This is a genomic window from Nocardioides sp. CPCC 206347, from assembly GCF_048654605.1.
In the GTDB taxonomy this organism is placed as follows: domain Bacteria; phylum Actinomycetota; class Actinomycetes; order Propionibacteriales; family Nocardioidaceae; genus Nocardioides.
Genome location: NZ_JBMCYZ010000002.1, coordinates 743,772 through 770,000, shown reverse-complemented (window position 1 = coordinate 770,000; position 26,229 = coordinate 743,772). Strand labels below are relative to the sequence as shown.

Here is a 26,229-nt window from a genome sequence, read left to right as displayed (position 1 = left end):
ATGGCGCCGGACCGCAGGGCGTCCGGCGCCACCGGTCTCAGTTGACCTGCCAGAGCGCCTTGAACTGGTCCTCGTAACCCTCGGGTCCGGGGTAGTCGAGGGACGGCTCGAGTGCCTTCGCGCCGTCACCGCTGTCGACGATGTACGACGGCAGGGCCGCGATCTCCTCCTGGTAGCCAGCCGGCAGCTCACCGCCGTCGGCGAGGCGCAGGGCCGCGTCGACCATCTCCCAGCCGGAGTAGACCGCCGGGTAGGCGACCCACGCCGCGTCCATGCCGCCGTCGATCAGCGCCTGGAACTGCTGCGGGCCGGCACCGTTGCCGATCAGCTTGACCTTGTCCTCGAAGCCCGAAGCCTTGAGCGCCTCGGGGACACCGATCTCCAGGTCGCCGAAGTTGAAGACGACGTAGTTCGTCTTCGGGTTCGTCTGCAGGTAGGCGATCAGCTTCGCTGCGACCTGGCCGCCGGCGAGGTCCTCGACGGTCAGGTCGAGCACGCCCGAGGAACAGGCCGGGCAGTAGTCGCCGAGGACGCTCTCCATGCCGTCGACGGTGGTCTGGAGCGACGGGAAGGCAGAGATGGTGACCATCACCATGTGCGCAACGCCGCCGGAGTCCTTGATGGCCCACTTGGCGAGGTTCTCGCCGTCGGGTCCGGTGGTCTGGCTGCAGATCGCACCGAAGGTCTCGGCCGACGGCTCCTCGGGACCGGGCGCGCAGGTGACCACCGGAATGCCGGCGGCGGCCGCTGCCTCGAGCTGCGGCTTGATCGCGGCCGACGGGATGCCGGTGATCGCGATTGCATCGGGCTTGCGCTGGATCGCCGACTCCAGGCCGCCGGCCGGATCGGTCGCCTTGAACACCTGTGTCTCGAAGTCCCAGCCAGCGGCCTCCACCGCCGCCTCGACACCGCCGCCGATCTTGGCGCAGATCGGGAGCTCGCACTGCAGCCAGAAGAGGGTCTTGCCCGGCGTGGGCGCCTGGTCCAGCGGCGTGGTGACATTGATCGTGGTCGGAACGGCGGTCACCGGGTCCGGGGCGGACGCGGCGGCAGCGGAGGCCTCACTCGCGTCGACGGGTTCCTCGTCGGTCCCGCAAGCAACCAGCGCAAAGGCCAGCAGCATCGGGAGTGACATGCGCGCAGTGCGCTGCCAGATCTTCATCGGGACTCCTAGAATCAATTGAATTCGGTTTGGTTTTGAATCAGACAACTGTCCGAGATCCGTCCCCGAGCGAGACCCGAGATCAGGAGGTGCGTGCGAGCCCCAGCTGGAGCCGTCCGAGTTCCTCGGCCGTCAGGCCGGCGCCCTCGACCTCGGCCACGATGTGGCCGTCCCGCATCACCAGGACGCGGTCGCAGGTGTCGCACAGCTCGGCGTCGTCGGAGGAGGCGATGACGACACAGGCGCCGTCGTGTGCGACCTGCCGGGCCAGTGCGTGAATGACGGCTTTCGCCCCCACGTCCACGCCCTGACTGGGCTCGTCGAGGAGCAGCACTGTCGGCTTGCGCCGCAACCATTTGGCGAGCACGACCTTCTGCTGGTTGCCGCCCGAGAGCAGGGCGAAGATGGCCTCCGCGCTGGCGGGACGTACGTCGAGCCGCTGGATCCACTCCTCGGCCTCGCGGTTCTCCCGCGCCCGACTCAGGAAGCCGAGCCACGTCGAGAACGGCCGCAGATGGGTGAGGCTGGTGTTCTCGCGAACCGTCATCCCCAGCACCGCGCCGTGACCGCGTCGGTCGGCAGGGACGAGCGCGAGACCGGCCCGCATGGCACCGCGCGGACGGGACGGCACGGAGCGACCGCCCACCAGGACGTCGCCGGTGCGCGACGCTGCGCCGAAGAGCAGCGGCAGGATCTCCTCGCGGCCCGAGCCGGTCAGCCCGGCGATGCCGACGACCTCGCCCCGGCGCGCCTCGAGGTCCACGTTGTCGACGACCGTGCCGCAGAGACCGGAGGTGCTCAGCACCACCTCGGCGTCGGGTCGGACCTCACCCTCGCCACGCTTGCGCAGCTCCTCGCCGCCGATCATCGAGCTGACCAGGTCGTCCTGGGTGATGTCGGCGACGTTCCACGTCCCGACGAGCGTTCCGTCCTTGAGCACGGTGACCCGGTCCCCGATCGCGAAGATCTCGTCGAGGCGGTGCGAGACGTAGATGACGCCGAGCCCGGCACGACGTACCCGCTCGAGCGCAGCGAAGAGGGTCGCCACCTCTTCACGCGGCAGCGACGCGGTCGGCTCGTCGACCACCAGCACCCGGGCGGCCTCCCAGTCCCACAGAGCGCGCGCGATCGCGACGCCGGTGCGTTCGGCAGCGCCGAGCTCGACGACCGGGCGAAGGACGTCGAACCCGTAGCCGAGGTCGGCCATCCGGCGCTCCGCGTCGCGGCGCTCGGCGTCCCAGCGGATCCGACCACCACGCGCTGTGGTCACCTCGCGGCCGAGCATGAGGTTCTCGACCGTGTTGAGGCTGCCGACCAGTCCCAGGTCCTGGTGGACGAACCGGAACCCGGCGTCGTGCGAGTCCGCCGTACGGGCCAGGTCGAGCTCCTGGCCGGCGAGCCTGATCTCCACACCCGGGTCGGGCTGGTGGAAACCGGCGAGGATCTTGATCAGGGTCGACTTCCCGCAGCCGTTCTGCCCGATCAGCGCATGGATCTCGCCGGCACGAAGATCGAAGTCGACGTCCCGCAGCGCCCTGGTGGACACGAAGGTCTTGGAGAGCCCCCGAATCGTCAGGACGGGCGCGACCTGCGCGGTGGTCATCTCAGGCCACCGACCCGGTCGCCTTCGAGGTGCGCAGCTTGCGCACCACCGGTCGGCTGGCGACGGCGACCGCGATGATCAGCGAGACGCCCTGGAAGACCGGCTGGCTCCAGACCGAACCCGAGGCCGTCGTCAGCGCGAGGCCCTGGATGCCGAAGGCCAGGGCGAAGTAGGCGATCAACGTGCCCCAGACGTTGGGACGCTGGGAGAGCTGGGAGGCGCCGAGGAACACCGCGGCGACCGCCGGGAAGAGGTAGCCCGGACCGATGCTCGCGGAGAACACCGAGCTCTGCATCGAGAAGATCGCCCCGGCGATGCCGGCGATCACGCCGCTGGCGATGAAGGCGCTCCACAGCACCCGTTCGGTCGGTACGCCGGCGAGGCGCGCGGCCTCGCGATTGCCGCCGGTGGCGAGCAGGTGGCGACCGATCGAGGTGAACTCGAGGACGTACCACATCACCAGGGCCAGCAGCACGAGCATGTAGACCACCCGGGGAACACCCAGCAGGTCCCCGTTGCCGAGCTCGGACCAGTACTCCGGGAAGTCGCCGATCAGCTGGGTGTTCTTCGACATCAGCAACACCACGCCGGTGAGCACCTGGCTCACCCCGAGCGTCGCGATGAACGAGTCGACGTGCAGCTTCACCACGATGAAGCCGGACACGGCGCCGGACAGGGCGCAGGCGAGCAGGGCGATGACGACGGTGACCGGCGCCGAGAGATCCGTGTTGAGCGACAGGAACACGATCGTCCCCAGCGACAACGCCATCACCGACCCGATGGACAGGTCGTACACACCCGCTGTCAGGGGCACGAGGAACGCGAGCGCCAGGATGCAGGTCACCACGCCCGAGCGGAAGATGAGGGTGAAGGTGACCTCGGTCAGGAAGGTCTCGGGGCGCAGGGCGCCGAAGAGCACGATGAAGACGCCCAGCAGGTAGATCGCACTGATCCGCCGCGGCGCCAGCTTGCCCAGGATCAGACGCGGACCGATCGCGCGGCGCGGCGATCCGTCGGGCTCCGGGGTGATGACCGGCGCCTCGACCGAGGTGACCTGCTGTGTCGGTGTCAACGCTGTCTCCTTCGGAACGCCCGAGTCGGGGGTAGATCCGAAACGTAGAACTGAACTGAACTCGTGTCAAGCATCACATTTTGCGAAGCCCCGACCTCGCCCCCGGGCGGCGCGGACCGAAAAATCCATCAGATCGAGTCATTGCGGAGCGGTGTGAGCGGGATTACATTTGCCTGCGTAACTGAACCAAACTCAGTTTGCCCGTTCGCGGTGTCGAGCGGTGGAGAGAGCGAGGAACCATGACCGACCTGGCAGCCGAGCGCGTAGCCACCAAGCCCCCAGGTGTGCCGACCGGATGCCCGGTCATCCATCTCGATGCGTCACCCCCGCTGGAGGCGGGCAGCCACTGGCAGCTCGCCAACGAGCTGCGCGAGACCAGCCCTGCGTTCTTCAACACCCACGCACAGGGCTACTGGGTCTTCACGCGGTACGACGAGGTGCGCGAGATGTACCAGCACCCGGAGATCTTCTCCAGCGAATCGATCACACCCTGGGAGCCGGAGCCGGCCTACCGGTTCGTCCCGACCCAGATCGACCCGCCCAACCACGCGAAGTACCGCCAGCTGATCAGCAAGTGGTTCGCCCCCAACGCCGTCAACCGGGTGAGTCCGCAGGCGCACGAGATCGGCCAGCGCCTGGTCGCCGAGCTCGCGGCTCGCGGTGAGTGCGACTTCGTGACCGACTTCGCCATGCGGCTGCCGACCGAGATCTTCCTGACGATCATCGGCGTCCCGAACTCCGACGCCGACCTGTTCGTGCCGTGGGTGGAGGACTTCTTCGCCGGCTTCGGCGGCGACCTCGAGCAGCAGCAGGCGATGGGCGCTGCCCTCGGCGGAATCCGGCAGTACTGGGTGGCCGTGCTGGAGGCCCGGCGCAACGAACCGCTGCTGGACAACGACTTCGTGTCGCTGCTGATGCACAGCACCATCGACGACGAGCCGCTCGGCGACGACCTGGTCCTGGACATCCTGACGGTGCTCGTCCTGGCCGGCCTGGACACGACCCGCGGCCAGCTGGGCTATCTCTTCCGCCACCTCGCGGAGAACCCCGACGACCGGCGCAAGCTGGTCGCCCAGCCCGAACTGATCCCCTCGGCCGTCGAGGAGTCCCTGCGCCTCTACACGATCGTCTTCGGCGACGGCCGCAAGGTCGCCCAGGACACCGAGTTCCACGGCTGCCCGCTGCGCAAGGGCGACATGGTCTACGGGCTCGTCTCCGGAGCCAACCGCGACCCCCGTGTCTACGACCAGCCCGACGAGTTCATCGTGGAGCGCAAGTCCAACAACCACCTCGGCTTCGCCGGTGGACCCCACCGCTGCCTGGGCGCCCACCTGGCCCGCATGATCATGCAGGTCGCCGTCGAGGAGTGGCTGCGGGTCATCCCGGAGTTCTCGGTGGCGGGCGGCGAGCCACTGATGGAGCGCGGGGGCGGGGCCATGATGACCTTGCTGACACTGCCGCTCACGTGGGAGGTCGAGGCATGAAGCTCACGATCGACGCCAACCTGTGCCGCGGGCACGGGCGCTGCTACAACCTGGCGGAGGACCTGCTCGAGGACGACGACGACGGCTTCGTGACCGCACGGGGCCAGACCATCGACGTACCCGCCGACCAGGTGGAGGACGCAACCAACGCGGCCGGCTCCTGTCCCGAGGGAGCCATCACCCTGCTCGAGGTCGAACGCGTGTCGTAGGAAACGCAGAAGGGCCCGGTCCAGTGGACCGGGCCCTTCTGTGTTGTACCCCCGACCGGATTCGAACCGGCGCTAACGCCGTGAGAGGGCGCCGTGCTAGGCCGCTACACAACGGGGGCTTACTTGTCGCTCGCGGTCCTTGCGGGCCGCTGACAACGACGTGAACTCTAGCGATCGTGCTTCGGCTGGGCCAAATTCAGGCCCCGCTTCAGCGGCTCTCGAAAGAACTCGCTGGCCTACTAGGACTCGAACCTAGAATAACTGGACCAGAACCAGTCGTGTTGCCAATTACACCATAGGCCACTGCAGAACTGCTTGCTCTCAGCCCGTTTCCCGAGGGAGCGAGCCGAGGGGGAACATTACACGCGGCCCTGCCGGGCCTCCAAAATGGCCCCATCCCCCGGGCCTTCGGCGCGGCTGGCGAGGCCCATCCGGCGGGCTGCCCACAGGGCCAGTCCCAGGTAGACGAAGGACTGCGTCAGGGTCACGGGGATGGACCACCAGGTGCCGCCGGACGGGTGCAACGCCTCGGTCATGTCGCCGAACGACAGCGCGAGCCCGAAGGCCAGGAAGTTGTTGAGCACGTGCATCGCAATGCCGGCTTCGAGGCCGCCGGTCAGCAACACGAGGACCCCGGCCACGAGCCCGAATGCGAAGCGGTCGAAGAAGGTCGGCAGGTCCTGGCCGAGGCCGTGCGCGAGGGCGAACAGCAAGGCGGGTACGACGACCGCGACCGTCGCGCTCACGGACGGGCCGAAGCGGGAGGCGACGCCGCCGAACGCCTGCGCGAAGTAGCCACGGAAGACGTACTCCTCCCCCGCGGCCTGCAGCGGGGTGAGCAGGATCGTGACGAGCAGGAAGTCACGAGCCGCGGAGGTCCAGGGGTTCAGTTCCCCGCTCACCTCGACACCGGACGCACCCTGGTCGGGCAGCACGGTCGCGACCACGACGGTGGCCGCGAGCGCGAGCACCGACAGGCCCAGGCACACCAGCAGCCAGCGCCAGCGGATGCCACGCACGACCGAGGCGACCCAGCCGGGCGCCTGGCCGTGCAGGGCGCGGGCGATCAACCACACCGCGGGGATCGCCACCGCCCAGCCCAGGTTGACCAGCGCCAGGAAGCTCGGCGTGACGGGGTCGCCGCTCAGCTTGTCGCTGACGTCACCGGACGCCGTGCCGGTGGCGATGAGCACCACCATCACGACCACGGACATCACGAGCTGCGCAGCCATCACGAGCAGCACGAGCAGCACCAGCCCCACCCACGGCCGCCACAGCCCACGCGGGCCGAGCCGCTGGAGCTGGTCGTACCTCAGATCCTCAGACAAGGGCGCTCTGCAGTCTCCCGAGGCTGCGGTCACGACCCAGCAGCTCCATCGACTCGAACAGCGGCGGCGAGATCCGGCGACCCGTGATCGCGACGCGCACCGGCCCGAAGGCGTTGCGCGGCTTGAGGCCCAGCCCGTCGACCAGCGCAGCCTGCAGGGCAGTCTGGATCGCGTCGGTCGACCACGTCGGCAGGTCCTTCACGGCGTCGTACGACGCCTGGATGACGGGACGCCCGGCCTCACCGAGCAGCTTCTCGGCGTCCTCGGGGTCCAGCGCGAAGTCGGCCTCGGCGACGAACAGGAAGTCGAGCATCGTGGGGGCCTCGGCCAGCTTGTTGATTCGCTCGGCGACGAGCGGCATCGCGAGCTCCAGGAGCTGCGCGTCGGCGTCGGAGACGGGATCGGACACGACGCCCTCGGCCTTGAGGAAGGGCAGCGCGCGGTGCGTGATCTCCTCGACCGAGAGCAGCCGCATGTGGGCCGCGTTGATCGCGTCGGCCTTCTTCAGGTCGAAGCGGGCCGGGTTCGGGACGACGTCGCCGATCTCGAACGCCTCGACCATCTCCTCGAGGCTGAAGATGTCGCGGTCCGCGGCGATCGACCAGCCGAGCAGCGCGAGGTAGTTGAGCAGGCCCTCGGGGAGGTAGCCCTTGTCGCGGTAGGCCAGCGCGTGCGCCTCGGGGTCGCGCTTGGAGAGCTTCTTGTTGCCCTCGCCCATGACGTAGGGGAGGTGGCCGAACTCCGGCGTCGCCTTGGCGATGCCGACCTCCTTGAGCGCCTCGTAGAGGGCGATCTGGCGCGGCGTGGAGGACAGCAGGTCCTCGCCCCGGAGCACGTGAGTGATCTCCATCAGCGCGTCGTCGACGGGGTTCACGAGCGTGTAGAGCGGGTCCCCGTTGGCGCGGCACAGCGCGAAGTCCGGGACGAACTCCGTCTCGAAGGTCACCTCGCCGCGGACCAGGTCGTTCCACGTGATCGAACCGTCGGGCATCCGGAACCGCACGATCGGCTGGCGGCCCTCGGCGACGAACGCCTCGGTCTGTGCCGGGCTGAGCTCACGGCAGAAGCCGTCGTACCCCTGGACCTTGGAGCCGGCAGCCTTGCGGCGCGCGGTGGCCTCCTCGGTGGTGCAGTAGCAGTCGTAGGTGAAGCTGCTGCCCTTCAGCTTCGCCAGCGCGTCGGCGTACAGGTCGCTCCGCTCGCTCTGCTTGTACGGCGCGAACGGACCACCGACCTCCGGGCCCTCGTCCCAGTCGAGGCCGAGCCAGCGCATCAGGTCGATGAGCGCGGTGTACGACTCCTCGGTGTTGCGCTCCTTGTCGGTGTCCTCGATGCGGAACACGAAGGTGCCGCCGTGGTGCCGCGCGAACGCCCAGTTGAAGAGGGCCGTTCGGACCAGGCCGACGTGGGGACTGCCCGTGGGCGAAGGGGCCATCCGGACCCGGACGTTGCTGGTCATGCGCGTGATTCCACCTTGTTCGTGAGGGTGCCGAGGCCTTCGATCGAGATCTCGATCTCGTCGCCGACCTCCATGGGGCCGACACCCTCGGGGGTGCCGGTGAGGATGACGTCGCCGGGCAGCAGGGTCATCACGCTGGAGACGTGCGCGATGAGGGCCGGGATGTCGTGGATCATGTCCGCGGTCGTGCCGTCCTGGACGACGTCGCCGTTGAGGAAGGTCTGGATCCGGCGGCCGTCGATGAAGTCCTGCGGGTCCAGGTCGGTCTCGATCCACGGGCCGAGCGGGCAGAACGAGTCGAAGCCCTTGGCACGGGTGAACTGGCCGTCGGTCTTCTGCAGGTCGCGGGCGGTGACGTCGTTGGCGATCGTGTAGCCGTGGATGACGTCGGTGGCCTGCTCGGCCGGGACGTCGCGGCAGATGCGACCGATGACGACGGCGACCTCGCCCTCGTAGCTGACGTGCTGCGACTGGCGGGGGTACTGGATGGCGTCGCCGGGGCCGACCACGCTGGTGTTCGGCTTGAGGAACATCAGCGGCTCGTCGGGAACCGGCCCGCCCATCTCGGCGGCGTGGGCCGCGTAGTTCTTGCCGATGCCGATGACCTTGCTGCGCGGAAGGACGGGCGCCAGCAGGCGGACGTCCGCGAGCCGGTACTCCTTCTCGAGCAGCTTGATGCCGACGTAGAGCGGGTCGCCGACGAGAGCGACGACAACCGCGTCCTCGTCCGGCTGGCCGTACTCGTCGAGGTCTCCGGTCAGGACGCCGTAGGACGGCTCCTCGCCTGTGGTGAATCTGACGATGCGCACGCCCCGAGACTATCGACCTAGGCTTGCTCGTCGTGAATGCGGAGGAATGGCAGGAGCGGGCCCGGGCCCACGCCGCGCGCATCGATGGGTACGTCGCCCCGCACCTCGTCCGGCGCGACACCGGGGTCAAGCACCCGGTGTTCGACTTCCTGTTCACCTACTACTCGCACCGGCCTGCGCAGCTGCGGCGCTGGCACCCGGGGTACGGCGTCGTACTCAGCGATGGCGAGGAGTACGCGGGCCTCAAGGGCTACGGGACGTCCGCTGGTCGAGGAGGTTGCGCAGCAACCGTCTCGGGACCGTACGTCGCCTCGCAGCGGACGTTGATCGAGTCCCTCCACCGCCTGCTGTCGGCCACCGCCGGACGCGCCCCGCACTTCGGCTGCTTCGGCCTGCACGAGTGGGCGATGGTCTATCGCCTCGCCGAGGACGAGACCCGGCACGCGGACTGGCCGTTGCGCCTCGGGCCCGCTGGCACCGACGAGGTCGTGGCAGAGCACAGGATCGCGTGCTCCCACTTCGACGCGTTCCGCTTCTTCACGCCGCCCGCGCGGCCACTGAACACGCTCTCCCCCGGGCCTTCCGACCGGCCGTCGTTCGAGCAGCCCGGGTGCCTGCACGCGGGCATGGACCTCTACAAGCAGGCGTTCCGGCTCTCGCCGATGATCTCGTCGGACCTGGTGGCCGACTGCTTCGAGCTCGCGTGGGACATCCGGACGCTCGACATGCGTGCGGCGCCGTACGACCTCGCGGACCTCGGCTTCGACCCGGTCCGCATCGAGACCCCCGAGGGCAAGGCCGAGTACGTCGACGCGCAGCGCCGGTTCGCGGAGCGGGGTGCGCCGCTGCGGGAGCGGTTGGTCGCCGAGTGCGAGCGGTTGCTGGAACCGGCTTAGCCCGCGCTGGGCACTCAACTGGTGCGTGCCCAGCGCGGACGAGTTGTCGTTGCGGTCAGTCGGCCGAGACCGGGGCGAGCTGGCCCGACAGGTTCGGGTCCGTGTTCTCGGCCAGGTAGGGCTGCACGCGCTCGTCGAAGAAGACCTTCTTCAGCTTCTCGACCTGCGGATCGTCGGCGTACTCGCTGCCGATGACGAGCTGGCCGGCGAACTCCTTGGGGGCGTCCGGCTCGAAGATGCGGAACTTCTCAGGCGTGCCGGCGTCGACGAACGACATGTTGTAGTCGATGACCGCGTCCACGGAGTCGAGCGTGCGCGGGCCGGCGCCGTACTCGATGTAGGTGAACTTGTAGCCGCCGATGTTCTCGTCGATGTCCTGCTCGGTGGCGGCCCACGGGTCGACGCCGTCCTTGAAGGTCAGCTTGCCGGCGCGCTCGAGGATCCACAGTGCCTGGGCGGTGTTCGCGGGGTCGTTGAGGAGCGCGACCTCGGCGCCGTTCGGCAGCTCATCGAGCGAGGCGTACTTGCTGGAGTAGACGGAGTACGACCACTGGAAGACCTCGCCGAGCGCCGACAGCTTCATGCCGGTCGCGTCGGTGACCTGCTTGAGCCAGTGCTTGTGCTGGTAGATGTTGGCGATGTACTTGCCGTCTGCGGTGGCCTGGTCGAGCTGGTTGCCGTCCTCGATGCCGACGCCCTTGATGGTCACGCCGTAGTCGGGTGCGATCTCCTTGTCGAGGTAGTCGAGGAAGGCCTTCTCGCTGGCGCTGCTCGCCTGGTAGGCGATCTCGAAGTCGTTGCCGAAGTGGCTGCCCGCAACGGTCTTCTCGTCGTCGCCGGTGAACTTGAAGACCAGGAAGAGGGCCAGGGCAAGGACGACGACCGCGCCGACGGCGGGCCACAGCCACTTCCTGCGGGCGCCACCGAGGTCGATGAGGTCGCTCGCCTCCTCGATGGTCTTCCTACCGGGCTGCTGGGTGGTGGACATGCTGGTTCCTTTCAGTGGGTGAGAGCCCGGACGATCCGGTCACCGGAGAACTGGATGAGCTGGACGATCGCGATCAGCAGCACGATGCAGGCGATCATGATGTTGTCGTCGAAGCGTCGGTAGCCGTAGTTGACGGCGAGATAGCCGATGCCGCCGGAGCCGATCGCGCCCGCGATGGCGGAGTACTCGATCATCGCGACGACGTTGAGCGTCAGGCCGCCGGCCAGGCCGGGCAGCGCCTCGCGCAGCTGGATCGAGGTGATGATCTGGCGCTTGCTGCTGCCTGCGGCGAGGCCGACGTCGAGGAGCTCGCGCGGTACGTCGCGCACCGCGCCCTCGGTGAGCCGGGCGAAGAACGCGATGCCGGCGATCGACATCGGGATCAGCGCCGCCTTGAAGCCGATCGTCGTGCCGAACACCAGCTTGGTCACCGGGATCACCGCAGCCATCAGCACGAGGAACGGCAGGGACCGACCGAGGTTCGCGATCCAGCTGATCGACACGTGCACGGCGCGGTGGGGCGTGAGCCCGAGCGGCGAGGTGTTGAAGATGACGAGGCCGAGCGGGCCGCCGAGGAGGACGACGACCGACATCACGACGAGCACCATGCGGAAGGTCTCGCCGAGGGCCGGCAGCATCAGGTCGGGTACGTCGGGCCACGGGGTGCCGAGCAGGACGGTCATGCCACGCCCTCCTCGTGAGCGGCCGCCGGCACCGGGCGGAGCACCGCACGATCGACGGGCTCGGCGACGACACCGTGCTTGGCCAGCACCTCGATGACGCGACGGTCGTCCAGGCGCGGATCGAGACCGAGCGTGAGCCGACCGACGCGGGTCTCCCCCGCGGCCTCGACCAGGGCCGCGAGGACGGCGATGTCGGTGTCGAGCTCGCGACCGGCCTTCGCCAGCCACACCGGCGAGACCTGCTCGTGCTGGTACCGCACGCTCCACGGGCGAAGGCCGGCGTCGGCGGGGACGGGCGGCATCGGCAGGAGTGCCCTCGAGAGCGGCGAGTCGCTTCGTCGTACGACGTCGGCGACCGGACCCTGCTCGATGATCCGGCCGTGGTCGAGCTGGGCGACCACGTCGGCGATGGCGCGGACCACGTCCATCTCGTGGGTGATCACCAGGATCGTGACGCCGAGGTCGTCGCGGAGGTCGGTGAGCAGGTCGAGGATCGAGCGCGTGGTGTCGGGGTCCAGGCCCGAGGTGGCTTCGTCGGACAACAAAACCGCTGGCTGGAGGGCGAGCCCGCGGGCGATGCCGATGCGTTGGCGCTGTCCCCCGGAGAGCTGCGACGGGTAGTGGTTGGCGCGATGCAGCATGCCGACGCGATCCAGCAGGTCGGCCACACGCGCACGGATCTCTGCATCGGAGACACCGGCATGGCGCATCGGCAAGGCCACGTTCTGGGCGGCGGTCAGCCGGCGGAGCAGGTTGGCGGACTGGAAGACCGTGCCGATCTGGCGACGCGCCTGGCGCAGGTCCCGACGTGACAACCGGGTCAGGTCCTGGCCGTTCACGGCGATGGTGCCGCTGGTCGGCCGCTCGAGGAGATTGATGCAGCGGGCGAGCGTGCTCTTGCCTGCACCGCTCGGCCCGACGACCGCAGCGATCTGCGCTTCGCCGACCGTCAGGTCGATGCCGTCCAGCACGGTCGTCGCGCCATAGGACTTCGCCAGTCCGGCGATTTCGATCATCCGGAGCTTCCCCCACTCGAGTTACCGATGTTACTCGACTGACTTTATGGACTTTTGCTGCGAGGGCGAGAGTCGTGGGTCACATTTCGGGGTCGGCTCGACCGATCCCCCGATCAGGGAGACCTGTCACCGTGGACCGGTTCGTCGCGCCAGAACTCAATTCAGGCTCGGTACTGCCGATACGCCTCTCAAGGAGCCCGTCGCAGCGAGTGCCTGCGAACACCGAGCCACACCCGAGAGGACCTCATGCCCGGCAAGGCGAAACCGATCGACTTCGTGGACAAGTACGCGCCGCTCTTCCTCGAGCGCTTCGCCACGATGGCCCTCGACCTCTACCTCGACGTCGACCGGGGCGTGTTCGTGTTCCGGTGGACCAGCCGGGGCAGGGCAGCCGTCGGCGAGTACGCCCTGCGGGACATGGCCGCCTGACGCCGCCTGACGCCACCTGCGCCCAGCGTCAGTGGGCCGCGATGCCGTCGTACATGACGGCACGGATGGCGGCGCTCAGCCGGGCCTGGCGCTCGGGCGTGGGGTCACGCAGTGCGGCGAGGATGGAGCCGAGGATCATGCCGTTGATGGCTTGCGCCGTGGACTCGACATCGAGGTCGCTGCGCAGGTAGCCGCCCTCGACACCGTGGACGAGGTACGCCGCCGTCAGCGGGGTGGTCAGGTCGAAGAGGTCGAGCATCTTCTCGCGCATCGCGTCGTCGATGCCCGCTGCCGACAGGAGCAGCTGCGGGACGCGGGGGTCCTGGCTGAAGATCCGCGCCAGTCCCTCGCCGATCCGCGACGACTGGGCACGGTAGTCCTCGAGCGTGTCGACGGCGTCGGGCGCGTTCTCGGCTCCCAGGGTCTCGACGATCCGCTCGATCAGGTCGTTGATGACGTGCTCGACGATGTCGCGCTTGTTCTCGAAGTAGCGGTAGAAGGTGCCGTGGCCGATGCCGATGCGCGCAGCGATGTCGGCGATGCCCGTGGCGTGATAGCCCTGCTCGGCGAAGCAGGTGAAGGCGGCGTCGATGATCTCGCGGCGGGTCTGCGCCTTGCGCAGCTCGAGGCGGGAGGGCGCGCGCACAGCAGCCGAACCCCTGGCCTCCGCGCCTGCTGTCATGACGGACACCCTATTGCCTCGAACCAGATCTGACGATAGATTCCGGAACTGACATTCCATTCCGTTTTACTTTTCAGGGGGTTCGATGGGGCGCGCACTGGTCATTGGTTGCGGAGGCACGCTCGGGTTCGCCTGGACGGCCGAGGTGCTGGCCGAGCTCGAGCGCCAGGGCTGGGACCCACGGACCGCCGACGTCCTCGTCGGTACGTCGGCGGGTGCCGAGCTCGTCGCGATGCTGGGTGCGGGGATCACCGCTGAGGCGATCGCCTCCGAGTCCGATCCGCGCGTGCGTTCGCACCTGCACTCGCCAGGCGCTCCCGGCTCGCTGCCCGGACTCCCCCGACCGGGGCTGCCCGGACTCGGGCTCGCCCGCGCCGGGTTGACCGGGAAGGTGGACCGGCTCGCCGGGATCGCCGGCCTCCTGCCCCGCGGCAGTGGCAACGCCGACTGGTTGGTCCGACTCGGCGAAGCGCTCGCTCCCGGCTGCTGGGTCGACCACCCCGACACCTGGCTGGTCGCGGCCGACGCCCGGACCGGCCACCGCGTCCCGCTCGGCCGTGCCGACTCCCCCAGCGCCGGGCTCGGCCAGGCGATCGCAGCCTCGTGGGCGATCCCGGGCTGGTTCCCGCCCGTGGACATCGCAGGACGACCGCACCTCGACGGCGGCACCGTCTCCCCGACCTCCGCCGACCTGCTCCTTCCCGCCGTCAAGGACGGCCGGATCGACGAGGTCGTCATCGTCGCCCCGATGTCGAGCCGTGGCGGCGCTCCCGCACGCGGACTGCAGCGACTCGAGCGCGCACTGCGCAAGCCGATGACCCGCCGCGTCGACGACGAGGTCGAGGCCCTGATCCACGCCGGGGCGCGGGTCACCCGCATCGAGCCCACGGCGGCGGACCTCGCCGCCATGGGCGCCAATTTCATGGATCGCTCGCGCCGCGAGCACGTCCGCGAGGTCGCCCGCGCCCAGGCGCCCGACCTCGTCAGCCAGAGCCTGAACACCCCGGAGGTGGCCCGATGACCCGTCCCGCTCGCATCGACCTGAAGGACGCCCACGTCATCATCACCGGCGGTGCCCGCGGCATCGGCCGCGCGACCGTCGAGGCATTCGTCGCCCGCGGCGCCCGGGTGTCCTTCGGCGACCTCGACCTCGACGTCGCGAAGGCAACAGCGCAGGAGACGGGCGCCTCGGCCCACCTGCTCGACGTCGCCGACGCGACGTCGTACGACGCCTTCATCACGGCTGCCGAGGCCGAGCACGGCCCGGTCGACGTGCTGGTCAACAACGCCGGTGTGATGCCCAACGGCGCCTTCCTCGAGCAGAGCACCGCGGTGGACCGGCTGACCATGGAGGTGAACGTCTTCGGCGTCCTGAACGGCATGCGCCGGGTGCTGCCCGGCATGACCGAGCGGCGCCGCGGACACGTCGTCAACGTCGCCTCCCTCGCCGGGAAGTTCCCTGTGCCCGGGCTCGCGGTCTACAACGCGAGCAAGTACGCCGTCGTCGGGCTGACGGCCGCGACGCGCCTGGAGATGGCGCCCTACGGCGTCACGCTGACCGCCGTCCTGCCCTCGGCCGTCGACACCGATCTCTCCTCCGGCCTCGACATGAAGCCGATCCCGAAGGTGACCCCGGCCCGGATCGCCAACGCGGTCCTCGACTCGGTCAGCAACCGCGCTGCCGAGATCGCCGTCCCGCGCTACGTCGGGGCGCTGTCGATCGGCACCCAGCTCGTCCCGGTGCCCGTGATGGACCGGATCCGCCGGGTCGTCCGCGACGACCGTGCCCTGCATGCCAACGACACCACGCGCGCCGCCTACACCGCGCGCCTCGACGCAGCCAGTGAAAACACCACCGAACGGAGCTCTCGATGAGCAAGCAGAACGCAGCAGCCCACGTCCACGACGCGGTGATCGTGGGGGCCGGCTTCGGCGGCATCGGCGCGGCCATCGAGCTGCTCCGCCAGGGGTACGACGACCTGGTGATCCTCGAGCGCGAGGACGACCTCGGCGGCACCTGGCACGTCAACCGCTACCCCGGCCTGGCCGTCGACATCCCGTCGTCGACGTACTCCTACTCGTTCGAGCCGAACCCGCACTGGACGCGGCTGTTCGCGCCGGGCGCCGAGCTCAAGCGCTACGCCGAGACGGTCGCGGACAAGTACCGACTGCGCCAGATGATGCGCTTCGGCACGGTCGTCGAAGGCGCCCTGTGGGACGAGGACAGCTCGACGTGGTCGCTGTCCCTCGAGGGGGGCGAGACGGTCCGCGGGCGCTTCCTGTTGACGGCCACCGGCTTCCTCTCGCAGCCGAAGATGCCGGACATCGCGGGCATCGAGGACTTCGCCGGTGACGTCGTCCACACCACCCGCTGGGACGACGACATCGACCTCGAGGGCAAGCGGATCGGCATCATCGGGACCGGCGCGACCGCGGTCCAGCTGATCCCCGAGCTGGCCAAGGTCGCCGACCACCTCACCGTCTACCAGCGCACCCCGATCTATGTCAGCCCGAAGCTGGACGGCCCGGTTCCCGGCATCGTGCGCGGCGCGTTCGCGACCGTCCCGCTGACCCAGAAGGCGACCCGGCTGGTGAGCTCCACCATCCTCGAGCTGCTGATGGTCGCCGGTGTCCTGCACTTCAAGGACCTGCCGTGGGCCAACCGGATCGGCAAGCGTGTGTGCGAGCGGCACCTGAAGAGCCAGGTCAAGGACCGCGAGCTCCGCGCGAAGCTCACTCCGGACTACGACTTCGGGTGCAAGCGCCCGACGTTCAGCAACACCTACTTCCCGACGTTCACCAAGCCGCACGTCGACCTCGAGACCACGACCATCGACCACGTCGATGCCGCCGGGATCGTCACCATCGACGGCAGCCGGGCGGACCTCGACGTGCTCGTCCTGGCGACGGGCTTCAACCTGTGGGACGTGAACTTCCCGGCGATCGAGATCATCGGGCGCGACGGACGCGACCTCGGCAAGTGGTGGCGGGACAACCGGTTCAGCGCCTACGAGGGCATCACGGTGCCGAAGTTCCCCAACTTCTTCTCGCTCAACAGCCCGTACTCCTACTCCGGGCTGTCGTACTTCACGACGATCGAGACGCAGATGGCCCACATGGCACGCCTGCTGAAGGCGATGAAGAAGCGCGGTGCCGACGTGTTCGAGGTCTCCGAGGAGGCGAACGAGGAGTTCCTCGACCGGATGACCGGCTTGATGGGCAACTCGGTGTTCAACGCCGGCGACTGCTCGACCTCACGCAGCTACTACTTCAACCCGCACGGCGAGGCGGTGCTGCTGCGCCCCACGTCGACGGTGTCCGCCCACCGCGAAGCGGTCCGGTTCCCGCTGGAGGATTACGCGTACAGCACCACCTGAAAGCGACAGAGTGTCCGCATGGACGACGTTGATGCCCCACCTCTCCGGGAACGGATCCAGCTTGCTGTCGCGGCGGCGCTCGCCGTCGGGTTTGCTGTCCTCATCATCCTCAGCACCCCGGAGAAGGTGGTGCCGCTCACGCGTGACGGCAGACCCGGCAGCTTCACGTCGCCGACGCCGTGGACCGCGGAGCCGGTGATCGACGTCAGCCGTTCCCCCGCGAGCACCGGCGAGCAGTCCGTGCGCGTTCGCTTCGTCGTGATCCGCCTCGTCGACGGAAAGCCGGTCACCGAGACCAGCCCGCCGACGAAGGGCGTGCTCGAGGCCGGAGCGGGATCCGTCGTACTCCGGCCACGGGTGAAGGAATTCCCGACCGAAAGGGTCGAGACCGGCGTGATCGTCGAGTGGTTCGCGGGCACCGAGCGGCTGGGTTGGTCCTCGGTCGGCCTCGCTGATCCGTCGCCGATGCTCGGCTGAGCTCAGCTGCCGAGGGTGTTCGGGTCGCGCCACTGCCGCTCGAACGGCAGTCGCCAGGCGTACGGCGCGATGAGCTGGTGGATCTGGTTCGGTCCCCAGCTGCCCTGGCGGTAGGGCCGGACGACCGGCGGGTTCTCGAGCAGCGGCTCGGAGACCTCCCACAGGCGTTCGATGCCCTCGGCGGACGTGAACAGCGTCTGGTCGCCGCGCGCGGCGTCGTAGATCAGCCGCTCGTAGGCCTCCAGCACGGAGCCGGCCCAGGTGGTGTCGCCCATCGCGAACTGCATCGAGAGCTTGTCGAGCTTCATGCCGGGACCGGGCCGCTTGCCGTAGAACGACAGCGACATCTTCGCCTTGTCCGCGAGGTCGAAGGTCAGGTGGTCGGGGCCGTGCTCGCCGACGCCGGAGTTCTTCGGGAACATCGACTTCGGGGGCTCCTTGAAGGCGATGGAGATGATCCGCGCCCCCTCGGCCAGTCGCTTGCCGGTGCGGAGGTAGAACGGCACGCCCGCCCAGCGCCAGTTGTCGATGTAGCACTTGAGCGCGATGAACGTCTCGGTCTCCGACTCGGACGCGACGCCGGGGATGTCGCGGTACCCCTGGTACTGACCGCGTACGACGTCCGCCGGGTCGATCGGCAGCATCGACCGGAAGACCTTGTTCTTCTCCTCGTTGATCGCGTGCGGCGTGAGCGCCGTCGGCGGCTCGAGCGCGATGAACGCCAGCACCTGGAACAGGTGGGTGACGACCATGTCCTTGTAGGCGCCGGTCGACTCGTAGAAGTTCGCGCGCTGGTCGAGCCCGAGCTCCTCGGGTATGTCGATCTGGATGTGGTCGATGTTGTTGCGGTGCCAGATCGGCTCGAAGAGCCCGTTGGCGAACCGGAACGCGAGGATGTTCTGGGCCGCTTCCTTCCCGAGGAAGTGGTCGATCCGGTAGATCTGCGACTCGTCGAACGTCTTGTGCAGCTCGCCGTTGAGCTTCTTCGCACTGGCCAGGTCGACGCCGAACGGCTTCTCCATGATGATCCGGCTGCCGCGCACCAGGTCGGCGTCCTCGAGGGTCTTCACCACCGACAGCGCGGCCTTCGGCGGCACGCTGAGGTAGTGCAGCCGGGTGCGATCGCCCTGGGCGCCGGCCTCGGCCTTGTCGATCGCGGCGCGCAGTCCGGCTGCACCTTCCCCGCCGGGCGCCCAGTGCAGGCGCTTCGAGAACTCCGGCCACGCGGCCATGTCGCCGTCGGTGCCGGAGAACTCCGTCGACGCCTCGTGGGCGAAGGCGACGAACGTCTCGGTGGTGTGGTCGTCGAGGGAGGTGCCGACGATCTGCAGGTCCGGGATGAGCCCGGTCTCGAAGAGGTGCAGGAGCCCGGGCAGGAGCTTGCGTCGCGCCAGGTCCCCCGTCGCGCCGAAGAGCACGACCGTCACTGGATTCATCGCCATGTCGTCCACAGTGCCTCCCAGATGTTTCGAGGACCTTAACGCCATCGAACCATCACGAGGGTGACGAGAGCCGGTGGCGCAACCCGTCGAGCACCAGGCCGAGCGCGAGGCTGAAGTCGTCGGCGTCGTCGGCCTCGTGGGAGAGGGTCAGCCGGACGAGGGTCCGCGCACCGACACGGGCGAGGTGGTCGTCCGCACCGCCACGTTCGAGCGCCGAGCGCATCGGACGTTCGAGCACCTCGGCGTCGTACCGATGGACCTGGGCGATGAGGGCGGCACCATCGCGGTGGCGGCGCATCGCGTCGCGCAGCTCGGCACACAGCAGGCTCAGCTCCGCGTCCCACGCGACGATCTCGGCCGGTCGACGGCCGCGGCGCAGGATCTCGTCGGAGACCGCGGCATACAGGGCAGCCTTGTTCTCGAAGTGGTGGTAGAGCGCACCCACCTGGATCCCGAGGTCGGCGGCCAGCTTGCGCATGGACAGCGCGTCGAGTCCGACGTCGTCGAGGAAGGCGATCGCCCGGTCGACGATCTCGCCGCGTCGATAGCCCATGTGGCGCCTCCTGCCGTTGTCGCTTATCCTGACCACCTGAACAGTGTTCAACTCTCTGTTCAACCTACCGTGTCAAGGAGACCCATGAGCGCGCAGTTCGACCAGTTGGCCACCCGCATCCTCGAGGGTGGCACCGCGACCGAGGCCGACGCGCTCGCCGTGCTCCAGGCACCCGACTTCGAGCTGATGTCGATCGTCGCCGCCGCCGGCCGCCTGCGCCGCGAGCACTTCGGCAACAAGGTCAAGGTCAACTACCTGGTCAACCTCAAGTCCGGCCTGTGTCCCGAGAACTGCAACTACTGCTCGCAGGCCATCGGGTCGGAAGCCCCGATCCTGAAGTACTCCTGGCTCTCCAAGGACGACGCGATCAAGCAGGCCGGCGCCGGCCTCAAGGGCGGCGCCTCGCGGGTGTGCATGGTCTCGTCGGGCCGCGGTCCGTCGAACCGCGACATCGACAAGGTCGTCGAGATGACCGAGGCCCTCAAGGAGGAGTACGACGGCGTCGAGGTCTGTGCCTGCCTGGGACTCCTCAAGGACGGCCAGGCCGAGCGCCTCAAGGCCGCCGGCGTCGATGCCTACAACCACAACATCAACACTGCCGAGTCCAACCACGACAACATCGTCCAGACCCACACGTACGACGACCGGGTGGACACCATCGGCAAGGCGAAGTCCGCCGGCCTGTCGCCGTGCTCCGGCCTGATCGCCGGTCTGGGCGAGACCGACGAGCAGCTCGTCGAGGCGCTCTTCGCGCTCAAGGAGCTCGGCTCGGACTCGATCCCGGTCAACTTCCTGATGCCGTTCGACGGCACCCCGTACGAGAACACGTGGGAGCTCTCCCCCACCCGCTGCGTGAAGATCCTCGCGATGGCGCGCTTCGTGTGCCCCGACAAGGAGATCCGCATCGCCGGCGGCCGCGAGATGCACCTGCGCACCCTGCAGGCGACCGCGCTGCACGTCGCCAACTCGATCTTCCTCGGTGACTACCTGACCTCCGAGGGCCAGGACGCGAAGTCGGACCTGGAGATGATGCGCGACAACGGCTTCGTCATCCTCGGCCAGGAGAACGCCTTCAACGACGGCACCTTCGACGATGTGTTCAACGCGCCTTCCTCCGCTGCTGCGGCCCACGCGGTGGCGACCACGCCGTGCGGTTCGGCCACGACCGGTTGCGGTACGAGCTGCGGTGGCTGCGCGGCGGGGCTCTCGGACGAGGCTCCCGGCGACGTCGCCGATGACCACAAGCCGGTGATCCGCCAGCGCGGTGCGGGCACCGAGGTCCCTGCGAACGCCTGAGCCCTCCGAATGACGACCCTGGCTGCCACCAAGACCCTCGCGTTCGACCGCGAGCACCTGTGGCACCCCTACACGTCGATGACCGAGCCGACGTCAGTGCGGCTGGTGACGGGGGCTTCGGGCGCTCGGCTGACCCTGGGCGAGGACCACGAGGTCGTCGACGGGATGTCGTCGTGGTGGTCGGCGATCCACGGCTACCGGCACCCGGTGCTCGACGCGGCTGTCGTCGACCAGGTCGGTGCGTTCTCCCACGTGATGTTCGGCGGACTCACCCACGAGCCTGCCGTTGCCCTGGGCCGTCGGCTCGTCGAGATCACGCCCGAGCCGCTGGAGCGGGTGTTCCTCGCCGACTCCGGATCGGTGTCGGTCGAGGTCGCCATGAAGATGGTGCTGCAGTACCAGCGCGGTGTCGGCCGCCCCGACCGCACGCGGATGCTGACCGTCCTCGGCGGCTACCACGGCGACACGTTCGACTGCATGAGCATCACCGACCCGGTCGGCGGGATGCACGCGATGTGGGCCGGACTGCTCCCCCAGCAGGTGTTCGCACCCCAGCCGCCGGCGTACGACGCCAGCGAGGCCGAGATCGCAGCCTGGGCCACGACGCTTCGACACATCGCCGACCAGCACCACCACGAGTTGGCCGGAATCATCGTCGAGCCGCTCCTGCAGGGTGCCGGCGGGATGTGGCCGTACGCCGTCGAGTGCCTGCAAGTGTTCCGTGACGTCGCGGACGAGCACGGCCTCGTGCTGGTGTTCGACGAGATCGCGACCGGCTTCGGCCGCACCGGCCACCTGTTCGTCAGCGAGCTGGTCACCCCCGACATCCTCTGCGTCGGCAAGGCGCTGACGGGCGGCTACGTCTCCCTCGCCGCGGTCGTGACAACCGACGCGGTGGCACGCGGCATCTCGGCGAGCGAGTCCGGCGTCGTCATGCACGGCCCCACGTTCATGGGCAATCCGCTGGCGTGCGCCGTGGCCAGCGCGTCGATCGACCTGCTGCTCGGCCAGGACTGGCAGGCAGAAGTGCACCGGATCGGCTCACGACTGGCTGCCGGACTGGCTCCCCTGCGCGAGCTGCCAGGGGTCCGCGACGTGCGCACGATCGGGGCAGTCGGAGTGGTCCAGCTCGACCACCCCGTCGACGTCGTCGCCGCCACCGACGCGGCCATCGAGGCCGGCGTGTGGCTGCGACCGTTCCGCGATCTGGTCTACGCCATGCCGCCGTACGTCATCAACAACGACGAGCTCGACCAGCTCGTCGCCGGAATCGGAGCGGCGGTGCGTGCCGGATGAGTCGCTGGAGTGAGTGGCTGGACGCCGAAGCCGCGGGGCGCGAGTTGGCAGGACTGACGCGACGGCTCCGCGCGCGTGCCGCCGACGACGCGACGATCGACCTCGCCGGCAACGACTACCTCGGCCTCGCCCGCGACCCCGCGGTCTCCCGCGCCGCAGCCGACGCGGCCCTGACCTGGGGCTCGGGAGCGAGCGCCTCGCGTCTCGTGACCGGCACCCTGGTCGTGCACGCGGAGCTCGAAGCAGAGCTGGCTGCCTACCTCGAACAGCCCGCTGCGCTGGTGTTCTCGACCGGCTACCACGCCAACCTGGCCGTCGTCACCGCCCTGGCCGACCGCACCACGCGGGTCATCTCGGATGCCCACATCCATGCGTCGCTCGTCGACGCGGTGCGCCTGTCGCGCGCCCAGCTGACCGTGGTGCCGCACAGCGACGTCGATGCGGTGCGCGCCGGCCTGGTCGCGGCCGAGGCAGCCGGAGAACGGGCGATGGTGCTCGTCGAGTCGGTCTACTCCGTCCTCGGCGATGCCGCTCCGCTGGGCGAGCTTGCCGCCCTCTGCGAGCAGTACGACGCCCTCCTCATCGTCGACGAAGCCCACGGCGTGGGCGTGCACGGGCCGGGACTCGTCGCCACGCTCGGGCTCGCCGGGCTCCCCCACGTCCTGGTCACGGCGACCCTGTCGAAGTCGCTGGGCAGCCAGGGTGGAGCGGTCCTCGGCTCCGCCGCCGTGCGCGAGCACCTGGTCAACCGGGCGCGCCCGTTCATCTTCGACACCGGCCTGGCACCTGCACCGACTGCTGGCGCGCTGGCCGCGCTGCGGGAGATCGTCGCGCGCCCCGAGCTGGCGCAGACCGTCCGGACCCGCGTCGCCGACCTGGCCGACGCCCTCGGCGTGGTCGCTCCGGCAGGCGCCGTGCTGTCGGTCCCGATGTCGTCGCCGCAGGCCGCCGTCGCCGCCCAGGCTGCTGCACTGGAGGCCGGGTTGCGTGTCGGCTGCTTCCGTCCGCCGTCGGTGCCGGACGGGATCTCGCGGTTGCGGATCACCGCCAGCGCCGGCATCCCCGAGGACGACTGGGCGCGCGCCGTCGCGACCCTCGTCGCCCTCGTCAAGGAACACCAGTGACCCGAGTCGTCGTCGTCACCGGCACCGACACCGGGGTCGGCAAGACCGTCGCGACGGCCGCCCTGGCCGCGCGCGAGGCCGCTGCGGGGAACCGGGTGCTCGTGGTGAAGCCGGTCCAGACCGGCGTCGGCGGCACGGACCCGGATCCCCACGACACCGCCACCGTGGCCGCGTTGAGCGGCGTCGAGGTGCTCGAGCTCGTCTCCCTCGACGAGCCCCTCGCGCCCGACACCGCCGCACGCCGCCAGGGTGTGGCGATCCCGACCGTGCGGGAGCACGTGTCGCGCATCCGCACCCTCCTGCCGTCGTACGACGTCGTGCTGGTCGAGGGCGCCGGCGGACTGCTGGTCCGGCTGGATGCCGAGGGCGGCACCCTGCTCGACATCGCGCGGGACCTGACGTTCGCCCTGCGGCGACGTACCGGCGACACCGTCTCCTCCCCCGTCGAGGTGTTCGTCGTGTGCCGGGCCGGCCTCGGCACGCTCAACCACACCGAGCTCACCGTGACCGCGCTCCGCGCCTGCCAGGTCGAGCCGGCCGGGCTGGTCATCGGGTCGTGGCCCGACCACCCGGCGCTGGCCGAGGAGTGCAACCGCACCGACCTCACCCGGATCACCGGCGTCCCGCTCGTCGCCGTCATCCCCGAGAACTCCGGCTCCCTCCCCCAGCCCGACTTCCTGGCCGCCGTACCGGGCTGGTTCGCCTGACGTCACGAAGTGTGGCAATTGGGCCCACGAAGTGTGCGTGTTGGGCCATCGAGATCTCGATGCATCACCACCCACTGACACTTCGGACCCCCAATTGCCACACTTCGTGCCTCACCAGAGCGGCGGGTGGCGGTCCTTCCAGGGCGCGGCGGCCTCGACCTGCGCGGCGAGCGAGAGCAGCAGCTCCTCCTCGGCGGGGCGGGCAGCGAGCATGATGCCGACCGGCAGGCCTTCGGGCGTGTGGTGGAGCGGGAGCGAGATCGCCGGCATGCCGGTGACGTTCCAGGCCGAGGTCCATGGGGTGAAGCGCTTCTGCGCCTCGAAGTCCGCGGCCGGGTCGGCGTCGTTGCGCAACGCGCCGACGGCGAGCGGCGGCGTGGCCAGGGTCGGCGTCAGCACGATGTCGTACGGCGCCAGGGCGACCAGCGCTTCGGCCGCGTACCGTCGCATCTGGCCGAGCGCCAGCCCGAACTCCGGCGCGCTGATGGCGGCACCGCGGTCGCCGAGCCAGCGCGTGAGCGGCCGCAGCGTGCCCCGCTTCCCGGCGTCCAGCGGCACCGTCGACAGCGCGGTGAGCACCGCCCAGCAGGTCTCGAAGACCGGCACCGCCTCCCGCGGCATCGGCACGTGCACGCCCTCGACCGAGTGCCCGAGCGAGGTCAGCAGCGCGATCGCGGACTGGTAGGCGCGCCGCACGTCGGGGTGCACCTCGATGTCGGCGACGATCGGTTCGTCGAAGCAGGCGATCCGCAGCCGACCGGGCTCGCGACCGGCAGCCGCCAGGAAGGTCCCGGACGGCTCGGGAGCCCACGACGGGTCACCGGCCCGGCGCCCGGCGAGCACGTCGAGCATGGCTGCCGCGTCGCCCACGGTGCGCGCGATCGGGCCGGAGACAGCGAGGCCGACCGGGTCGCCGTACATCGGGAAGCCGCTGATCCGTCCACGGGTGGGCTTGAGCCCGACCAGGCCGCAGCACGACGCCGGGATCCGGATCGAGCCGCCGCCGTCGGAGCCCTGCGCGACCGGGATCAGCCCGGCGGCCACGGCCGACGCCGCGCCACCCGAGGAGCCCCCGGCCATCCGGGTGACGTCCCACGGCGTGACGGCGGGCGGACGCCCCTCGGGCTCGGTGTAACAGGGTGACCCGAACTCCGGCGTGCTCGTCTTGCCGAGACTGACCATGCCGGCCGCCTCGATCGACAGCGTCACCGCGTCGGACACGTCCGGCACGTAGTCCGCGAACGCCGGCGACCCGAAGGCCGTCGGCACGCCCTTGGTGAGGTTGAGGTCCTTGATCGCGGTCGGTACGCCTGCCAGTGGCGACGCCCCCTCACCCACCGGCCCGACCGCGGCGACCTCACGGGCACGCAGCCGCGCGGCATCGGGGTCACGAAAGACGAACGCGCCGTCGACGTACTCCTGGGGGAGACGCGCGGCGCGTTCGAGGTAGTGCTCGGTGAGCTCGACGGGGCTGATCTCGCCGGAGCGGATCAACTGCCCCTGTTCGAGGGCGGTCAGGTCGTGGAGTTCGGCCACGACCCGACCTTAGCGGCGGTGCGGATCAGGCCGCGGTGACCTCGGGGGTGAAGCCGGCGAGGTCGCCGAGGGCGGACACGAACTTGGCGACGATCTCCTCGTCGCCCGACGGGTCCGTGCCCCACGCGTAGGCGTGGGCAAGGTCGACGTCCTCGACGACGACGGCGCCCGCGACACCGGCGGAGCGACGCGTGTCGTCGTGGGCCCACTTGCCGCCGAACTGGCCGACGGAGGTGCCGACGACGGCGAGCGGCTTGCCCTTGATGGCACCCTCACCGAACGGGCGCGAGGCCCAGTCGATGGCGTTGTTGAGCACGGCCGGCATGGTGCCGTTGTACTCGGGGGTCACGACGAGCACACGGTCGGCGGCGGCGATGGCCTCACGCAGCACGGTGACGGCGGCCGGCACGGAGTCGCCGTCGACGTCCTCGTTGTAGAAGGGCAGCTCGCCCAGCCCGTCGACGATGTCGAGGACCACACCAGCGGGCGCCTGCTCGCGGAGGACCTCGGCGAGCTTGCGGTTGATGGAGTCGGCGCGCAGGCTGCCGACCAGGACGGCGATACGAGTGGAGTCAGTCATGTGGGTCGAAACGGACCGCGG

Annotated in this window: 26 protein-coding genes and 2 tRNA genes; 12 read left to right on the top strand and 16 right to left on the bottom strand. The window is 69.5% G+C overall.

Features of this window, described 5'->3' with window-relative positions; genetic code table 11:
- Nucleotides 1-37 precede the first annotated feature (37 nt).
- The 3 genes from ACOACQ_RS10100 to ACOACQ_RS10090 form a co-directional block, all read right to left on the bottom strand.
- Entirely contained in the window at nt 38-1,162 is a 1,125-nt protein-coding gene (locus ACOACQ_RS10100) for a sugar ABC transporter substrate-binding protein (RefSeq protein ID WP_420288205.1), read from the bottom strand.
- 82 nt (nt 1,163-1,244) lie between these two features.
- On the bottom strand, nt 1,245-2,765 hold the full coding sequence (locus ACOACQ_RS10095; RefSeq protein ID WP_420288204.1) for a sugar ABC transporter ATP-binding protein: 1,521 nt from the start codon (nt 2,763-2,765) through the stop codon (nt 1,245-1,247).
- Between the two features lies 1 nt (nt 2,766).
- Nucleotides 2,767-3,837 carry an ABC transporter permease gene (locus ACOACQ_RS10090; RefSeq protein WP_378600264.1) on the bottom strand — a complete coding sequence of 357 codons (1,071 nt, stop codon included), beginning with the start codon at nt 3,835-3,837 and terminating at the stop codon, nt 2,767-2,769.
- Between the two features lie 239 nt (nt 3,838-4,076).
- Between ACOACQ_RS10090 and ACOACQ_RS10085 the strand changes: the two genes are divergently transcribed.
- Nucleotides 4,077-5,321, top strand: coding sequence for a cytochrome P450 (locus ACOACQ_RS10085; RefSeq protein ID WP_378600261.1), 1,245 nt, complete (start codon nt 4,077-4,079; stop codon nt 5,319-5,321).
- On the top strand, nt 5,318-5,530 hold the full coding sequence (locus ACOACQ_RS10080) for a ferredoxin (RefSeq protein WP_378600259.1): 213 nt from the start codon (nt 5,318-5,320) through the stop codon (nt 5,528-5,530). Before ACOACQ_RS10085 ends, ACOACQ_RS10080 begins: the two co-directional genes overlap by 4 nt.
- A gap of 46 nt (nt 5,531-5,576) precedes the next feature.
- Here ACOACQ_RS10080 and ACOACQ_RS10075 read toward each other — a convergent pair.
- From ACOACQ_RS10075 to ACOACQ_RS10055, 5 genes are all read right to left on the bottom strand, one after another.
- Nucleotides 5,577-5,649: transfer RNA gene (locus ACOACQ_RS10075), tRNA-Glu, on the bottom strand.
- Between the two features lie 112 nt (nt 5,650-5,761).
- Nucleotides 5,762-5,833: transfer RNA gene (locus ACOACQ_RS10070), tRNA-Gln, on the bottom strand.
- A 56-nt stretch (nt 5,834-5,889) separates the two neighbouring features.
- Nucleotides 5,890-6,858 (bottom strand): CPBP family intramembrane glutamic endopeptidase, encoded by a 969-nt coding sequence (locus tag ACOACQ_RS10065; RefSeq protein WP_420288203.1) that lies wholly within the window; start codon nt 6,856-6,858, stop codon nt 5,890-5,892.
- Nucleotides 6,851-8,317: a glutamate--tRNA ligase gene (gene gltX / locus ACOACQ_RS10060; protein WP_420288202.1), complete on the bottom strand. Its 1,467-nt coding sequence runs from the start codon at nt 8,315-8,317 to the stop codon at nt 6,851-6,853. The genes ACOACQ_RS10065 and gltX overlap by 8 nt, the downstream gene beginning before the upstream one ends.
- Complete coding sequence (locus ACOACQ_RS10055; protein WP_378600253.1) at nt 8,314-9,126, bottom strand: fumarylacetoacetate hydrolase family protein; 813 nt, start codon at nt 9,124-9,126, stop codon at nt 8,314-8,316. Before ACOACQ_RS10055 ends, gltX begins: the two co-directional genes overlap by 4 nt.
- Before the next feature lie 32 nt (nt 9,127-9,158).
- Between ACOACQ_RS10055 and ACOACQ_RS10050 the strand changes: the two genes are divergently transcribed.
- Nucleotides 9,159-10,022: a 3-methyladenine DNA glycosylase gene (locus ACOACQ_RS10050; protein WP_420288201.1), complete on the top strand. Its 864-nt coding sequence runs from the start codon at nt 9,159-9,161 to the stop codon at nt 10,020-10,022.
- Between the two features lie 55 nt (nt 10,023-10,077).
- Here the strand turns inward: ACOACQ_RS10050 and ACOACQ_RS10045 are convergent, their stop codons facing one another.
- From ACOACQ_RS10045 to ACOACQ_RS10035, 3 genes are read right to left on the bottom strand one after another with little or no spacing between them, the layout of a single operon-like run.
- On the bottom strand, nt 10,078-11,010 hold the full coding sequence (locus ACOACQ_RS10045) for a MetQ/NlpA family ABC transporter substrate-binding protein (protein WP_420288200.1): 933 nt from the start codon (nt 11,008-11,010) through the stop codon (nt 10,078-10,080).
- 11 nt (nt 11,011-11,021) lie between these two features.
- On the bottom strand, nt 11,022-11,693 hold the full coding sequence (locus ACOACQ_RS10040) for a methionine ABC transporter permease (protein WP_378600246.1): 672 nt from the start codon (nt 11,691-11,693) through the stop codon (nt 11,022-11,024).
- Entirely contained in the window at nt 11,690-12,709 is a 1,020-nt protein-coding gene (locus ACOACQ_RS10035) for a methionine ABC transporter ATP-binding protein (protein WP_420288199.1), read from the bottom strand. The genes ACOACQ_RS10040 and ACOACQ_RS10035 overlap by 4 nt, the downstream gene beginning before the upstream one ends.
- A gap of 246 nt (nt 12,710-12,955) precedes the next feature.
- Here ACOACQ_RS10035 and ACOACQ_RS10030 point away from each other — a divergent pair, with 246 nt between their 5' ends.
- Nucleotides 12,956-13,138 (top strand): hypothetical protein, encoded by a 183-nt coding sequence (locus ACOACQ_RS10030; RefSeq protein ID WP_378600241.1) that lies wholly within the window; start codon nt 12,956-12,958, stop codon nt 13,136-13,138.
- 28 nt (nt 13,139-13,166) lie between these two features.
- Here the strand turns inward: ACOACQ_RS10030 and ACOACQ_RS10025 are convergent, their stop codons facing one another.
- Nucleotides 13,167-13,820, bottom strand: coding sequence for a TetR/AcrR family transcriptional regulator (locus ACOACQ_RS10025; RefSeq protein WP_420288198.1), 654 nt, complete (start codon nt 13,818-13,820; stop codon nt 13,167-13,169).
- Nucleotides 13,821-13,905: 85 nt separating this feature from the next.
- On the opposite strand from ACOACQ_RS10025, the gene ACOACQ_RS10020 reads away from it, so the two are divergent.
- The 4 genes from ACOACQ_RS10020 to ACOACQ_RS10005 are packed head-to-tail and all read left to right on the top strand — an operon-like array spanning nt 13,906 to nt 17,674.
- Nucleotides 13,906-14,841 (top strand): patatin-like phospholipase family protein, encoded by a 936-nt coding sequence (locus ACOACQ_RS10020; RefSeq protein WP_420288197.1) that lies wholly within the window; start codon nt 13,906-13,908, stop codon nt 14,839-14,841.
- Complete coding sequence (locus ACOACQ_RS10015; RefSeq protein WP_420288196.1) at nt 14,838-15,695, top strand: SDR family oxidoreductase; 858 nt, start codon at nt 14,838-14,840, stop codon at nt 15,693-15,695. The genes ACOACQ_RS10020 and ACOACQ_RS10015 overlap by 4 nt, the downstream gene beginning before the upstream one ends.
- A complete protein-coding gene (locus ACOACQ_RS10010) occupies nt 15,692-17,197 on the top strand; it encodes a flavin-containing monooxygenase (RefSeq protein WP_420288195.1) in 1,506 nt (501 codons plus the stop codon). Before ACOACQ_RS10015 ends, ACOACQ_RS10010 begins: the two co-directional genes overlap by 4 nt.
- A gap of 18 nt (nt 17,198-17,215) precedes the next feature.
- Nucleotides 17,216-17,674 carry a hypothetical protein gene (locus tag ACOACQ_RS10005; protein WP_420288194.1) on the top strand — a complete coding sequence of 153 codons (459 nt, stop codon included), beginning with the start codon at nt 17,216-17,218 and terminating at the stop codon, nt 17,672-17,674.
- 2 nt (nt 17,675-17,676) lie between these two features.
- Here ACOACQ_RS10005 and zwf read toward each other — a convergent pair whose 3' ends face one another.
- Both zwf and ACOACQ_RS09995 read right to left on the bottom strand, forming a co-directional pair.
- A complete protein-coding gene (zwf, locus tag ACOACQ_RS10000) occupies nt 17,677-19,161 on the bottom strand; it encodes a glucose-6-phosphate dehydrogenase (RefSeq protein WP_378600220.1) in 1,485 nt (494 codons plus the stop codon).
- A gap of 7 nt (nt 19,162-19,168) precedes the next feature.
- Complete coding sequence (locus tag ACOACQ_RS09995; protein ID WP_420288193.1) at nt 19,169-19,669, bottom strand: TetR family transcriptional regulator; 501 nt, start codon at nt 19,667-19,669, stop codon at nt 19,169-19,171.
- A gap of 84 nt (nt 19,670-19,753) precedes the next feature.
- Between ACOACQ_RS09995 and bioB the strand changes: the two genes are divergently transcribed.
- From bioB to bioD, 4 genes are read left to right on the top strand one after another with little or no spacing between them, the layout of a single operon-like run.
- Nucleotides 19,754-20,965 carry a biotin synthase BioB gene (bioB, locus tag ACOACQ_RS09990; protein WP_420288192.1) on the top strand — a complete coding sequence of 404 codons (1,212 nt, stop codon included), beginning with the start codon at nt 19,754-19,756 and terminating at the stop codon, nt 20,963-20,965.
- Nucleotides 20,966-20,974: 9 nt separating this feature from the next.
- Nucleotides 20,975-22,261: an adenosylmethionine--8-amino-7-oxononanoate transaminase gene (locus ACOACQ_RS09985; RefSeq protein ID WP_420288191.1), complete on the top strand. Its 1,287-nt coding sequence runs from the start codon at nt 20,975-20,977 to the stop codon at nt 22,259-22,261.
- The gene (locus ACOACQ_RS09980; protein ID WP_420288190.1) at nt 22,258-23,385 is read left to right on the top strand and encodes an 8-amino-7-oxononanoate synthase; all 1,128 of its coding nucleotides are present in this window, start codon (nt 22,258-22,260) and stop codon (nt 23,383-23,385) included. Before ACOACQ_RS09985 ends, ACOACQ_RS09980 begins: the two co-directional genes overlap by 4 nt.
- On the top strand, nt 23,382-24,092 hold the full coding sequence (gene bioD, locus ACOACQ_RS09975) for a dethiobiotin synthase (protein ID WP_378600206.1): 711 nt from the start codon (nt 23,382-23,384) through the stop codon (nt 24,090-24,092). The genes ACOACQ_RS09980 and bioD overlap by 4 nt, the downstream gene beginning before the upstream one ends.
- 111 nt (nt 24,093-24,203) lie before the next feature.
- Here bioD and ACOACQ_RS09970 read toward each other — a convergent pair whose 3' ends face one another.
- Together ACOACQ_RS09970 and ACOACQ_RS09965 are read right to left on the bottom strand one after the other, a co-directional pair.
- Nucleotides 24,204-25,628 carry an amidase gene (locus tag ACOACQ_RS09970; RefSeq protein ID WP_420288189.1) on the bottom strand — a complete coding sequence of 475 codons (1,425 nt, stop codon included), beginning with the start codon at nt 25,626-25,628 and terminating at the stop codon, nt 24,204-24,206.
- Between the two features lie 25 nt (nt 25,629-25,653).
- Entirely contained in the window at nt 25,654-26,208 is a 555-nt protein-coding gene (locus ACOACQ_RS09965) for an NADPH-dependent FMN reductase (protein ID WP_378597348.1), read from the bottom strand.
- Between the last annotated feature and the right edge of the window lie 21 nt (nt 26,209-26,229).